The organism is Phenylobacterium sp., from assembly GCF_035944335.1.
GTDB lineage: Bacteria > Pseudomonadota > Alphaproteobacteria > Caulobacterales > Caulobacteraceae > Phenylobacterium.
In genome coordinates this window covers 1-13,216 of the sequence record NZ_DASZBG010000046.1, presented here as the reverse complement: position 1 = coordinate 13,216, position 13,216 = coordinate 1, and the positions used below count along the sequence as shown (strand labels likewise).

At 69.8% G+C, this 13,216-nt stretch carries 14 protein-coding genes; 10 read left to right on the top strand and 4 right to left on the bottom strand.

The features are described 5' to 3' along the window. Positions 1-87 precede the first annotated feature (87 nt). Genes VGT80_RS08770 through VGT80_RS08745 form a run of 6 tightly spaced genes read left to right on the top strand, consistent with a single transcriptional unit; the run spans position 88 to position 7,341 of the window. The gene (locus tag VGT80_RS08770; protein WP_327454875.1) at positions 88-840 is read left to right on the top strand and encodes a phytanoyl-CoA dioxygenase family protein; all 753 of its coding nucleotides are present in this window, start codon (positions 88-90) and stop codon (positions 838-840) included. Beyond that, positions 840-2,198, top strand: coding sequence for a tannase/feruloyl esterase family alpha/beta hydrolase (locus VGT80_RS08765; RefSeq protein WP_327454873.1), 1,359 nt, complete (start codon positions 840-842; stop codon positions 2,196-2,198). The genes VGT80_RS08770 and VGT80_RS08765 overlap by 1 nt, the downstream gene beginning before the upstream one ends. Beyond that, positions 2,195-3,466, top strand: a complete 1,272-nt coding sequence (locus VGT80_RS08760; RefSeq protein ID WP_327454871.1) for an MFS transporter — start codon at positions 2,195-2,197, stop codon at positions 3,464-3,466. Before VGT80_RS08765 ends, VGT80_RS08760 begins: the two co-directional genes overlap by 4 nt. Beyond that, positions 3,463-4,509, top strand: coding sequence for a zinc-binding dehydrogenase (locus tag VGT80_RS08755; protein ID WP_327454869.1), 1,047 nt, complete (start codon positions 3,463-3,465; stop codon positions 4,507-4,509). The genes VGT80_RS08760 and VGT80_RS08755 overlap by 4 nt, the downstream gene beginning before the upstream one ends. Next, positions 4,506-5,504 carry a Gfo/Idh/MocA family oxidoreductase gene (locus VGT80_RS08750; protein WP_327454867.1) on the top strand — a complete coding sequence of 333 codons (999 nt, stop codon included), beginning with the start codon at positions 4,506-4,508 and terminating at the stop codon, positions 5,502-5,504. Before VGT80_RS08755 ends, VGT80_RS08750 begins: the two co-directional genes overlap by 4 nt. Then, positions 5,494-7,341 carry a glycoside hydrolase family 36 protein gene (locus VGT80_RS08745; protein ID WP_327454865.1) on the top strand — a complete coding sequence of 616 codons (1,848 nt, stop codon included), beginning with the start codon at positions 5,494-5,496 and terminating at the stop codon, positions 7,339-7,341. Before VGT80_RS08750 ends, VGT80_RS08745 begins: the two co-directional genes overlap by 11 nt. 248 nt (positions 7,342-7,589) lie before the next feature. Here VGT80_RS08745 and VGT80_RS08740 read toward each other — a convergent pair whose 3' ends face one another. Next, entirely contained in the window at positions 7,590-7,901 is a 312-nt protein-coding gene (locus tag VGT80_RS08740) for a hypothetical protein (RefSeq protein WP_327454863.1), read from the bottom strand. Between the two features lie 95 nt (positions 7,902-7,996). Here VGT80_RS08740 and VGT80_RS08735 point away from each other — a divergent pair, with 95 nt between their 5' ends. Together VGT80_RS08735 and dusA are read left to right on the top strand one after the other, a co-directional pair. After that, positions 7,997-8,395, top strand: coding sequence for a hypothetical protein (locus VGT80_RS08735; protein WP_327454861.1), 399 nt, complete (start codon positions 7,997-7,999; stop codon positions 8,393-8,395). Positions 8,396-8,647: 252 nt separating this feature from the next. After that, positions 8,648-9,667 carry a tRNA dihydrouridine(20/20a) synthase DusA gene (gene dusA / locus VGT80_RS08730; protein WP_327454860.1) on the top strand — a complete coding sequence of 340 codons (1,020 nt, stop codon included), beginning with the start codon at positions 8,648-8,650 and terminating at the stop codon, positions 9,665-9,667. Here the strand turns inward: dusA and VGT80_RS08725 are convergent. Then, positions 9,611-10,141 carry a TIGR02281 family clan AA aspartic protease gene (locus VGT80_RS08725; protein ID WP_327454858.1) on the bottom strand — a complete coding sequence of 177 codons (531 nt, stop codon included), beginning with the start codon at positions 10,139-10,141 and terminating at the stop codon, positions 9,611-9,613. The genes dusA and VGT80_RS08725 overlap by 57 nt on opposite strands. A gap of 95 nt (positions 10,142-10,236) precedes the next feature. Beyond that, on the bottom strand, positions 10,237-10,455 hold the full coding sequence (locus VGT80_RS08720; protein ID WP_327454856.1) for a DUF1289 domain-containing protein: 219 nt from the start codon (positions 10,453-10,455) through the stop codon (positions 10,237-10,239). A 222-nt stretch (positions 10,456-10,677) separates the two neighbouring features. Here VGT80_RS08720 and VGT80_RS08715 point away from each other — a divergent pair, with 222 nt between their 5' ends. Both VGT80_RS08715 and VGT80_RS08710 read left to right on the top strand, forming a co-directional pair. Next, complete coding sequence (locus VGT80_RS08715; RefSeq protein ID WP_327454854.1) at positions 10,678-11,019, top strand: hypothetical protein; 342 nt, start codon at positions 10,678-10,680, stop codon at positions 11,017-11,019. 168 nt (positions 11,020-11,187) lie between these two features. After that, entirely contained in the window at positions 11,188-12,648 is a 1,461-nt protein-coding gene (locus tag VGT80_RS08710) for a phospholipase D-like domain-containing protein (RefSeq protein ID WP_327454852.1), read from the top strand. A 58-nt stretch (positions 12,649-12,706) separates the two neighbouring features. On the opposite strand, the gene VGT80_RS08705 is transcribed toward VGT80_RS08710, so the two are convergent. Continuing rightward, a partial coding sequence (locus VGT80_RS08705; protein ID WP_327454850.1) for an endonuclease/exonuclease/phosphatase family protein occupies positions 12,707-13,216 on the bottom strand: 510 nt, incomplete at its 5' end.

Below are 13,216 nucleotides of genomic sequence, written 5' to 3'. Positions count from 1 at the left end.
GGCAGGTGATGGTGTCCAATTGTCATCAGGCAAGACCGGCCTAGGCTCGAGACCGAACCGGCCCACGCCCGTGCGGAGACAAGACCCATGACCCTGACGGTCCAACAGAAAGATTTCTACCAGCAGAACGGCTATTTGCATGTGCCGGGCCTGCTGACGCCGCAGGAGGCCGCCGCCTATCGGGCGGAGTGCCACGCGCTCGCGGCGCGGATCGGCGAGAACGACGCCACCTGGGCGAGCGTCAAGGGAGCAGAGGCGCAACTGACCCACTGCCACGACGTGCAGTTCCGCTCGGCGGCCTTCACCCGGCTGCTGGTGGACGATCGGCTGACCGACGTCTGTCGCGCGATCATCGGGCCCAACGTGCAGCTGCACCACACCAAGATGTTCATCAAGCCGCCGGCGAAGGGCTCCCCCTTTCCGATGCACCAGGACTATCCGTACTTCCCCCACGAACGGCACTCGATGATCGCCGCGATTCTCCACTTCGACGACGCGCCGGAGGAGAAGGGTTGCCTACGGGTGGTCCCGGGAAGCCACAAGCTCGGGCCGCTGCCGGCGGAGGGGGAGGACCACCACCTGCCGGCCTATCCGCTGGCCGACGGAACCCCGGTCCCGGCCAAGGCCGGCGATGCGATCTTCATGTCCTATCTCCTGGTGCACGGCTCGGGCCCAAACCGATCCGAGACGCCGAGGACCACCATCCTGGTGCAGCTGCGTGACCCTGAGGACCGGCCGCTGCGCGAGGGTCACGGCTCACGCGGGCAGGGCATGATGCTGGCCGGCGTCGACCCGCGGCGCGAGGCCTTCGAGTTCGCCTGGGAGCGCAAGTCCGCCTGATGGTGCTCGCCGCGGCCCTTATGGCGCAGGCCCTCGCCGCCGCGGCGGCGAACGACTGCGCGACGCTCACGGGTCGGGAACTGGCAGGGGGGAGCCGGGTGGTCTCGGCCGAACGCATCGCGGTGACGGGGACCGCTGCCGTCTGCCGGACGGTGCTGGAATCCAGCGCCGGTCGCGGGTCGCGGATCGAGACCGAGCTCTGGCTGCCGCTCACGGGCTGGAGCGGACGCTTCGTGCAGCTGGGCACGGGCGGCTTTGCCGGAACCATTCCCACCGAGGGCTTGGCGGCCGAGGTGCGTCGCGGCAATGCCGTGGCGGTGACGGATGCGGGCCACCGCGGGCGGGACGGGTTCGACGCCGCCTGGGCCAGAGGCCATCCCGAGGCCGTCCTCGACTATGGCTTCCGGGCGGTCCCCATCGCGGCGGCGGCCGCCAAGGCGGCGACCGCGGCCTTCTATGGAGCCGCACCCCGCCACAGCTATTTCGTCGGCTGCTCGAACGGCGGACGCCAGGCGCTGATGGCGGCCCAAAGGAATCCCGAAACGTGGGACGGCGTCCTGGCCGGATCGCCCGCCTTGCGCTGGAGCGAGCAGCTCAGTCGGTTCGGGGAAATCCAGCGCGCTCTGCGGGGCGCGCCGGCGGCGATGATCCCGCGGGACAAGCTGCCGGCGATCCAGGCCGCGGCCCGGTCGGGCGCGCTGCGGGCCGACCGGCTCGGTCTCAACAGGGCGCAGGCGCAGGCTGTGCGCCTGATCCTGCGCGACTTCGACGCCCGCTGGGCCGCGGCCCCCGGCGGCTGGGATCAATGGATCGTCAACCCCGATCGCAATGCCCCGTCGCAGTTGACTTTCGCCGAGCAGTTCTTCGGCGCCATGGTCGACGACCGGCCGGATTGGCGCGTCGAGGACCTGACCGAGCGGGACCTGGAGCATGCCCGAAGGCTTGCCCCGGTGCTGGACGCCACAAATCCGGACCTCAGCGCCTTCCGCCGCCGGGGCGGCAAGCTGATCATCTACGCGGGCGCGGCGGACCCGGTGATCTCGCCAAAGACGGTCATCGGCTATTTCGAGAGCCTGCCGGTGCGGGACAATGTGCGGCTGTTCGTCATCCCGGGCATGCTTCATTGCCAGGGTGGCCCGGAGCCAAACGCCTTTGGGCAGGCGCCGGTGGCGCCGGCCCTCGCCGAGGATCCCGACCACGATGTACGACGGGCCCTCGAGGCCTGGGTGGAGCATGGCCGCGCGCCGGAACATCTGGTCACGGCGAAATACACGCGCGACGATCCGCGCCAGGGCGTGGCGGCGACACAGGTCGTGCGGGCCTATCGCGCCGGCGGACCGGAGGGGGAACGACGATGACGGCGACCACCGCGCCGCACGGCCGACTGGCCCTCGGGTCGGCCTATCCGTGGCTGGCCTTGGGCCTGCTCTGGTGCTGCGCCCTGCTGAATTCCGCGGACCGCTCCATACTGGTCGCGGTGATGCCGCAGATCCGCGACGAGTTCCACTTGAGTCCGACGCTGCTCGCCCTGATCACCTCGGTGTTCTTCTGGGTCTATGCGGTGGCGGCCTTCATCACCAGCCGCCTGGGCGACCGCGCCCGCCGCTCTCGGGTGATCATGTGGGGGCTGGCCTTCTGGAGCATCGCGACCGGACTGGTCTCCCTCTCCGCCGGCTTCGCCATGCTGATCGGGCTGCGGGCCATGGTGGCGGTGGGCGAGGCGACCTACTACCCCAGCGCCACGGCGCTGATCAGCGACTGGCACCCGAACCGCACGCGCGGCCGGGCGCTGTCGCTTCACCAGACCGGCGTCTTCGCAGGCGCCGGCCTCGGCTCTCTGGCGGCGGGTCTGATCGCCGACCGGATGGGCTGGCGCGCGCCGTTCCTGATCTTCGCCGTCGCCGGCGGGGTGATGGCGCTGGTGCTGATGCGCCTGCTGAAGGACGCGCCCGCGCACGAAGCCCAGGCCGCGGCGGCGCCCGCGGCGGGATCGGGCCCGCTCTCGACCGTGCTCGCCACCCGCTCGGCCCTGGCGCTGTGCGCGGTCTTCTTCCTGGGCAATGCGGCGTCGAACGGCGTGACCGTCTGGGCGCCGACCTTCGTGCACGACAAGCTGCACATCAACCTGGCGCAGTCGGCGTTGTGGGGCTCGGCCACCATCAACATCGCCGGGTTCGTGTTCGTGCCCCTGGGCGGCATGCTGGCGGACGCGCTGTCGATCCGCAGCAAGATCGGGCGGTTCTACACCCTGGCCATTGGCCTGGGCTTGGCGGGCCTCCTGCTGCTGCCCCTGCTGGCCGCCAACTCGGCGCTGATGGTCGGGCTGGTGCTGCTCGCCTCCAGCGCCGGCAAGGGGCTGTTCGACGGCTGCATCTACGCGGCCATGCACGACGTGGTGCCGGCCCGGGCGCGGGCCACGGCGGTCGGGCTGATGACCATGACCGGCTTCGTGGGCGCGGGCCTGGCCCCGCTGTTCGTCGCCCAGATGGGGCAGTTGTTCGGCATGGCCGCGGCCATGACCTCGGTGGCGGGCCTCTATTTCGGTGCGGTGCTGATCCTGCTGGCCTGCCGCGACATGACCCGCAACGCCATCCTCGACCACGAGCCGGAGCCCGCCGCCGCATGACGCCCTCCGCCCTGATGCTCACCGCGCCGCGGGTGCTCGCCTTCGAATCCCTGGAGACGATGCCGCTGGATCCGGACCAGGTGCGCGTGCGGACCCTCTATTCCGGGATCAGCGCGGGCACCGAGCTGTCGCAGTACCGCGGCACCAACCCCTTCATGAGCCGGCGATTCGACGAGACCTCGCGGCTCTTCGTGCGCGATGACGGGCCCAGTTGGGCCTATCCAGTCCGCAATCTCGGCTACGAGGAGGTGGGCGAGATTGTCGAGGTTGGAGCCGATGTCGAGGACCTGGCGCCCGGCGACCGGGTCTTCGGGACGTGGGGCCACAGGACCCACCACGTGATCTCCTCCGCCTACGCACGCGAGCGGCGGATGCCGGACGGCGCCGACCCGCGCATCGGGGTCTTCTCCCATATCGGCGCGGTGGCCCTGAACGGAGTGCACGACGCACAGCTGCGGATCGGCGACCTGGTGGTCGTGTTCGGGCTCGGCGTGCCCGGCCAGATCGTGGCGCAGGCGGCGCGCGCGTCCGGCGCGACGGTGATCGGCGTGGATCCGGATGCGCATCGCCGCGCGGTGGCCGTGGCCCACGGAGCGGCGGACGCCCTCGATCCGACGACGGTGGCGGTGGCGGAGGCTATCAAGGCGCGCACCGGCGGCCGCGGCGCCGACGCCTGCATAGAGGTCTCGGGCGTCCCTTCGGCGCTGGCGGAGGCGATCCGTACGGTGGCCTATTCGTCACGCGTGGTGGCCATGGGCTTCTTCCAGGGCGAGGTCGCAGGCCTGCGGTTGGGCGAGGAGTTCCACCACAACCGGGTGCAGCTGATCTGCTCGCAAATCTCCGGCGTGGCGCCGGAGGCCAGCTACCGCTGGACCAAGCCGCGGCTGTGGCAGACCGCGATCCGGCTGCAGCACGAGGGCGTTCTGTCCCTGACGCCGCTGATCACCCATGTGACGAGGTTCGACGCCGCGCCGGATCTGTTCCGGCGCCTGGACGAAGGCGAGCCGGGTCTGTTGCAGGCGGTTCTGGGGTTCGACGCATGAGCCGGCTGCGGCTCGCCTTGCTGGGATGCGGCGGGATCGGTGCGCGCCACCTGACCGCCGCCGCCCGATTGCCCGAGACCTTCGAGATCGTCGGCTGCTGCGGTCGCGACCCGGACCGCACGGCCGCCTTCGCGGCGGTCCATGGCGGCGCGGCGTACACGAATTTCGACGGGCTTCTGGACGCGGCCCGGCCGGACGTGCTGATCGTCGCAACGCCCCCCTATGCGCGCACCGGCGAGGCCGAGTGCGCCGCGGCCCGGGGCGTCCACCTCCTGATCGAGAAGCCGATCGCACTGGATCTCGACACCGCGCAGCGCATGATCACGGCGGTGGACGCGGCAGGCGTGAAGGCCGCCAACGGCTTCATGTACCGGTTCGGCGATGCGGTCGGCCGCTGGCGTGACATGGCGGCGGCCGGCGAGACGGGCCCGGTAGGGCTGTTCGCCGGCAGCTATCACTGCAACGCCCTGCACGCACGCTGGTGGCGCGTGCGCGAGCGGTCGGGCGGCCAGATTCTGGAACAGGTGATCCACCTCATCGATCTGGTGAGGGTGTTCATGGGTGAGCCCGACAGCGTCTATGCGCGCGCCGCCAACCTCTTCCACGGCGCGACCCCGGATTATGACGTGGAGGATGTGTCCGCCGTCGTGTTCGGCTGGGACGACGGACGCCTGGCGACGCTGAACGCCAGCAATGCCGCGATTCCCGGCCAGTGGTTGAAGGCCTGGCAGGTGGTCGCCGAACGCGGGACCGGCCGCTTCGAGGACTGGAACACCGCGATCCTGACGCGGACCGCGCCGGAGGTGGTCGAGGAGCGCGTGGCCGGAACGACCGACCCGTTCGTGGCCCAGCTCGCCGATCTGGCCGAGGCGATCCGCGCCGATCGCGCCCCCCGGATCCCGCTGGCCGAGGGCGCGGCGACCCTGCGCCTGGCGCTGGCGGCGCGGGCCGCCGCCGATGCGCGGCGCGAGATCAGGCTGGACCATGCGGTTTGATCCCCGGACGGCCGCCTTTTCTGGCGGCGGCGTCACGCTCACCCGGCTGGAACCGCTGATCGACGGCGCGCCGGCCCAGGTCGCGTCGCGGCAGATCGGGCGCGAGGAGGTCACCTGGCTGCTGGCCGGCCGCGACGCCGGAGCGCGGATGAGCCTGCAGGTGACGCCCGACGGCGAGGACCTGTGGCTCGGGCTGACGCTCAGCGGCCTGTCGCCGGATCGCAGCGTCGACAGCCTGGGCCTGCGTTTCGGCGCCGTTCACGGCGTTGAGCGCTACCTGCGCAACGGCTACCAGAGCTGGGACGGCAGCTATTTCACCGCCCCCGGCGAGCCGGCGGCCGACGACAATCCGGCGCGCGCGCCGACCGTGGGCTTCGCCTTCACCGTCCTGCTGCCGCATGAGGCCGATGGCGCGGTGGTGTTGGGCTTCCAGCGGCACGACCGTTTCCAGAGCCGCTTCGGCTATGGCGCCGATCCGGCGCAATTCCAGCTCGACGTCGAAACCCTCTGGGACCGCGTGCCGCACGGTGGCCGCCTGGCGGCCGAGCCGCTGGCGCTGTTCGCCCGAGATGGTGTGGAGCCGGCGCTGGCCGACTGGTCCCGCCTCGTCGCCCAGGCCGCCGAGCCCCGGCCGCGCCGGCTCGAGCGGCGCATCACCGGCTGGTGCTCCTGGTACAATCTCTATGCCGCCATCGACGAGCCGACGATCCTGGAGCACTTGGCCGCGGCCGCGGCCTTCCGCGACGCCCACCAGGTCCCCCTGGAGGTCTTCCAGATCGACGACGGCTTCACCCCGGAGATGGGCGACTGGCTGGAGGTGAAGCCGCAATTCCCGCGCGGCATCGCGCCGATACTGGCGGAGGTCGCGGCCGCCGGCTTCACGCCCGGCCTGTGGATCGCCCCCTTCATGGTCGGCAATCGCAGCCGGCTGTTCCGCGAACATCCGGACTGGGTGGTCCGCGAGCGCGCGACCGGCGAACCCCTCGTCCACATGACGTTCCACGGCGAGTTCCGCTGGCACAAGCGCAGCGAGGAATACTACCCGCTGGATGTCACCCATCCCGACGCCGAAGCCTATATTCGCCGCGTGTTCCGCACCTGGCGGGCCTGGGGCTGCAGCTACTTCAAGACCGATTTCATGCTGCTGGGCTCGGAGTACGGCCCAGACCGCGCCGTCTGGCACGAAACGGGGCTTTCGCGGATCGCCATCTGGCGACGGATGGCGGCCTTGATCCGCGAGGAGATCGAGGAGGCGATCTGGCTCGGTTGCGGCTGTCCTCTGTGGGCCTCGGTGGGCTTGGTGGACGCCATTCGCATTGGCCGCGACGTCGGGGTGACTTGGCGCGGCGACTATTCCGCTGAAAGCCTGCTGCGCGACCAGGTCACCCGCAACCACGGCGGAGGCGTCCTGTGGCAGGCCGATCCCGACTGCATCTTGCTGCGCGAACGCTTCCATGAGCTGAGCGACGAACAGGTCCGTTCGCTCGCCCTCTTCGCCGGCCTCGCGGGCGGGGTTTTGATGACCAGCGACAAACTCGACGAATTGGCCCCGGAGCGCGCAGCCCTGTTCGCCGCCCTGTTGCGCGAACCGAACCTCGCCTGCCGGTTCCCGGAAATCGGCCGAGTCCCTGGGGACGGCGTACTGGTCCAGGAAGCGGTCCGACCTGACGGCGGCCGCGCGATCAACCTGTTCAACACCCGCGCCGCCTCGGCGCGGCGCGGGGATCAGGTCCTGCCCCCCTACGCGTCACGATTGATCTGCGCCCCGGACGACCCGCTCGCCCCCTTCGCGGCCACAGCCGCCACGATGTCACGGTCGACCAACCGGACCAGATGACCGGAATCGTCCTCGACGCAGCGCCCGGTCGGCCAGCACCTCGCTGTCCTTTCAGTCTCCCTCCGCAGGGGCCCACAACCAGCGTGGGCCCTTCCCCCTGCCGAGGCTTTTCGGACCGACATCAATGTCCGCGATTGGCGCATAGCCGACCTGGAGCAGGGGGCCCTCGCGGTCGGGAGCTGTCGTTGGCTAGCGCCGCGCGGGGCGGGAGCTTCGGAATGCGGTGGATGCGCCCGAAGTCGTGCTGCTCAGGCCGAAGCCCGCGCCTTGGCTGGGCCATGCACAGTGACCAGGTCCTCGTGCTCTGCGGTGCGAGTGGCCCGCGCCACGTTCAGCCGGGTGTAGATCAGCGGGGCAGACTCACGCAGACGCCTGGGAAGCTCTTCCCTGACCCGCGACAGATCCAATGCGTCGCCCACGCCCAAGATCTCCATCCGATTTCCATCGAACCGGACACAGGCATAGTTGCCGGCGGTTGGCGGGTGCGATGCGCCCTCGGGCCACAGACGGAAACGGTAAGTTGCGCCCGAGGCGCCGGGAAGGTCGATGATGATGTTCATGGAAACCCGATGCTCACGATCTTCGACATAGAACCGTTGCCAACCTCCGTCGACGGTTCACGGATCAGAACGCGCCGTTAGGGACTTCCTGTCGCATGGCCCGCCGCTTCGAGCACTTCCTCCGCCACTTTCCCGTGCGCGCCCCCGGACCGACGCTTGGGCGAGTGTTCAACGTTACGCAGGAGAGCTGGAAGTTGACGGACGATCCGGCAAAGGCGCGGCCGCGCCGGCTTGTCCTGACCACCAACCATACGGCCTCGGAGGCCGCCGATTTCGCGCGCTTCACCGCCGAGAGCTTCGAGGAGTACGGCTTCCACAAGCCCTCCGGCGCTTGGTGGGCCTCGGACGGAACAGACTTCCATCGCTTTGCGGTCCACGCCGGCCGCCGCGGCCCGTCCGCCGCAGTCCTCATCACAACCGGCGTCGCGGGCTTGGCTCTGGCTGCTTTCCATCTCACCCGGAACAGGCCGCGAAGAGCAACCAAGGCGCCCTGAGGCCCAGCTTACGTCTGGCCCACTCGGCGCGGGCAGGAGACCGCCGAGCGGTCGTCCTTCTGTCCCGAGGCCGGGCGCCGACCTCCTTCATGATTTGAACTCGCCAAAGGTCAGACTTCTGTTTGCGGATCGTCGCCATTTTTCGGGTGCAAGACGGGTGCAGTGGAATGGAAAAGGTGGCGAAAACGGGAAAAGAACGTCGTAGGAAAGCGCATCCGCTCTCCGCCCAACCCGCTGAAAGATATCTATTAAGTGATTGAAAAGAAGGGCAAATTACTTGCCGTTGCCCCCATGATGGATTGGACGGACCGGCATTGCCGGGTCCTGCACCGGACGCTGAGCGGCCGGGCGACGCTCTATACCGAGATGCTGACGACCGGCGCGGTGCTGCATGGCGACCGGGCGCGGCTGCTGGCCTTCGATCGATCGGAGCATCCCGTGGCCCTGCAACTCGGCGGCTCCGAGCCGGCGGATTTGGCGCAGGCCGCGCGCATCGGCGAGGCGGAGGGCTATGACGAGATCAACCTCAACGTCGGCTGTCCATCGGACCGCGTGCAGTCGGGGCGCTTCGGCGCCTGCCTGATGCGCGAGCCGGAGCTGGTCGCGCAGGGCATGGCGGCGATCGGCGCGGCGGTGAAAATCCCGGCCACGGTGAAGTGCCGGATCGGCGTCGACGATCAGGCGCCGGAGGAGAGCCTGTTCAGGCTGGTGGACCTCTGCGCCGAGGCGGGCGTGCGCCACTTCGTGGTCCATGCGCGCAAGGCCCTTCTGCAGGGGCTGTCGCCGAAGGAGAACCGCGACGTGCCGCCCCTGGACTATCCGCTGGTCTGGCGGCTGAAGCGCGAGCGGCCGGAGCTGACCATCGTCATCAACGGCGGGATCGGCTCATTGGATGAAGCCGAGGCGCACCTGAAGCATGTCGACGGCGTGATGCTGGGCCGCGCCGCCTATCACACCCCGGCGATCCTGGGCGAGGTGGACGCGCGGCTGTTCGGCGAGGGCGAGGCGGTCGGCCCCTTCGAGGCGGTGCGGCGCTATCGGGACTATGTGGCCCGCGAGCTCGCCAAGGGGACCCACCTGGCCGCCATGACGCGGCACATGCTGGGCCTTTTCCATGGCGCGCCGGGGGCCAGGACGTGGCGGCGGATCCTCACGGTCGAGGGCGTCAAGCCGGGCGCTGGGTTCGAGGTGATCGATGCGGCCCTGGCGGCCGTGTCAGGGTTCGAGGACGAGCGCGCCGCGCGTCGCCTCGAAGCGGGAGAGGCGGCCTAGGTAGGTCATCCCCAAAAGCGAGGTGTCGAGGCCCTTCTCGATGACCAGGGCGTCGACGTTGTCGAGACGGGCGCCGGCGACGGTGATGCTGGCCAGGTGCACCGAGGCCGCGCGAATCTGGCCGCCGGCGGTGACCACCTTGTAGCCATAGTGCAGCTCGGCCGGATCGATGCCCAGCCGGGCGGCGTCGTCGGGCGTCAGGGCCACGGCCGTGGCGCCGGTGTCGACCAGGAAGCGCACGGTGCGGCCGTTGACCTCGCCGTCGGCCCAGAAGTGGCCGTCGCTGGATTTCAGAATGGCCTTGGAGGCCCGCGGCCCCTTGGGCGCCTCGAAGGCCGCCGCGAACGGGGCCTCGGCGCGGGCGGCGCGCAACTCCATGGGCTTGGGCGACATCAGGACGACCGCGCCGGCCGCGCCGACCGCGGAGGCGGCCGCGATCACCGCGACGCTCGCCAGTTTCAGAATGCTGGACACCGAAACCTATCCTGCCAGCGGCCGCCTGCGGCCCGACGTGGAGGCGGAGGTTAAGCCCGTGGGGTTGTTAACCTATGAACGCCGCGAAAATGGGCTCAGCGGACCATGCCGAGCTTCTCGGGACGGATGCGGCCGCGGCGGCCGGGCAGCTCGGCCATCAGCGCCGCGCGCTCGGCGTCGGAGAAACGCGCCCAGGCCGCCACTTCCTGCAAGGTGCGATAGCAGCCGAGGCAAAGGCCGCTCTCCCCGTCGACGATGCAGACCTGCACGCAGGGCGTCTTGATCGGCGCGGGCGGCTTGGCGGGCTCGGTCATGGCTGCGGCGGAGCGTAGGTCACGCCGGCCTGCGCCGCCAGCCGCTCGGGGCCTATCGCCGGGCGACATCGAACATTACAAGATGTTTATTGTAACAAGTAACAACTTCGTATCACCAAAGATGAAACATAGATTATAAATTCACATTGCTGCGAATTCATTTGATGGTTGTTCAATAGTCACTCAGGTTTCGCCTGCGGGTTGTTCGTAGGGAGATTTGAAATGAAAGTCGCCATCATCGCCTTCGCCGCCCTGGGTCTCGCCGCCGCGGGGTCCGCCGCCGCCGCCACGCGGATGAGCGACGTGGACTATCTCAGGGCCAACCGCTGCAGGGGTATCGCCGCCGGCATGGGCGCCGACACGGCCAGCCTCGACGCCCTCATCAAGGCCCAAGGGGGCGCCCGTATCGATGTCATTCTGCGCCACGGCGAGGAGGAGGCGAGCCGCGCCAAGCGCCAGACCGCCGACGCCAACATGAAGGAGCGCCTCTCGGCCGAACTGGCCTCGGGCTGCGCCGCCTACATGGGTGGCGGCAGTGGCGGCAAGGCGGTCGCCAGCCAGTAGTCCAGCTCTCTCTCAGAGCCCTGGCCTTCTGGCCAAGCGCGCCGCGCCCTTCACCCCGGCCGGCGCGCTTTTTCTTGTCTCGCGCTCCTGGAACCCAGCGGCGCCGTAGGCTTTCCTGTCCCGCCGCGACCATCCGAGGCATATCTGGGCGAGGCATATTGGGGCGAAATGAGCGTCTTCAGACCCGGCGACACCTGCTGGCGCACCGCGCATGCCTCGCGCGCCGCCTTCCTGATCGACAACGAAGCCTTCTTCACCGCCGCGTTCGAGGCGATCCAGAAGGCGCGCCGTTCGATCCTGCTGCTAGGCTGGGGGTTCGATCCGCGCACCCGGATGTTTCCCGACGGCTATGACGGGCCCGACGATCCCGACGAGGTCGGCCGCGTGCTGCTGGAACTGGCCTGCGCCCGGCCCGAACTCGACATCAGGCTGCTGATCTGGAAGTCGGCGCTGCCGATCAGCGCCAGCCAGGAATTCTTCCCGCACAAGGCGCGCGCCTTCTTCAGGAACACCCCGGTCCGTTTCGTGCTCGACGACGCCGTGCCGTTCGGCGCCTGCCACCACCAGAAGGTGCTGGTGATCGACGACCGCCTGGCGTTCTGCGGCGGCGGGGACATCTCGGTCGACCGCTGGGACAGCCCGGCCCACCTCGACGACGACCGCCGCCGGCTGATGCCCAGGCAGGAGGAGCACGCGCCGCGCCACGAGGTGATGATGATGGTGGACGGCCCCGCGGCGAAGGCGCTGGCCGACCTCGCCCGCGAGCGCTGGCGCCGGGCCACCGACGAGACCCCGGCCGAACCGCAGGACGCCGGCGGCGATCCCTGGCCGGACCATGTGCCGGCGCACATGACCGACGTCGAGGTCGCCATCGAGCGCACCGAGCCCGCCTGGAAGGGCCGGCCGATGGTCGAGGAGATCCGCCGGCTCAACCTCGCCTGTATCGCCGAGGCGCGGGAGACCATCTATCTGGAGAATCAGTACTTCACCTCGCCGACGATCACCGAAGCCCTTGCGGCGCGGCTGGCCGAGCCCGACGGACCGGAGGTCATCCTGGTCTCGACCGCCAAGGCGCCGAGCTGGTTCGACCAGCTGACCATGGACCGGGCGCGGGCGACGATGATCTGGCGGCTGCGCGCCGCTGACGTGTTCGGCCGCTTCCGCGCCTTTTGCCCGGTGACCTCGGGCCGCGAGACCATCATCGTGCATTCCAAGGTGACGGTGATCGACGACCGCATCGCCCGCGTCGGATCGGCCAACCTCAACAACCGTTCCGGCGGCTTCGACACCGAGTGCGAGCTTGGCCTGCACTGCGACGGCGAGGCGGAACGGCGGGCGATCAGCGCCTTCCGCGATCGGCTGGTCGGCCACTTCATGGGGGTGACCGGCGACGCGGTCGCCAAGGCCAAGATCGAGTTCGGCAGCCTGGCCGGGGCCATCGACGCCCTGAACCGCGAGGGCCGACTCGCGCCGATCGCGCCGCCGAAGATGAGCGCCGTGGGCGAATTCATCGCCGCCTACCACATGGGCGACCCGGCCGACGTCAGCGATTCCTGGCGCCTCGGCCGCCGCCGCGAGCGCCTGATCCGCGAAGCCCGCGAGGTCGCCGAGGCGAGGCGCGCCCGCTAGCCGGTCAAGGCGCGCGGCCGGACGCAAGAGCGGTTCGTAGGCTTCTGCCGGCCGTCGCTCAGGCCAGTTCGAAATCCATCACCAGCGGCAGGTGGTCCGAGGCGATGCGGGTCAAGGGATCGAAGGGGGCGAAGACGTCGGTGACGCGGACCTCCGGGCTGACGAACAGGTGGTCGATCCGCAGCACCGGCAGCGGCGAGGGAAAGGTCGTGGTGGGCGTGCGCCGCTTGGCGAGCTTGCGCGCCGCGGCGAGCTTGGCCGTGAGCGTGCGATAGACCAGCGAGGCGCCGGTGGCGTTGAAGTCGCCGAGCAGGATCTGCGGGCCCTGGCACAGCGGATGTCCTAGCCAGGCGGGCCCCGCCAGCCAGGCCGCCTGGATCTGCTGCTCGCGCGGCACCAGGCCCAGGTGGGTGTTGATGATCTGCACGGGCTTGTCGTCGATCTCCACCTCGACCCACAAGGCGCCGCGCGGCTCCAGCGCCCGCAGACGGTCGTAGCCGGGCAGGGGACCCACCTGCACCAGGCGCTCCGGATAACAGGTGAGGATGGCGTCGCCATAGCGCTCCTC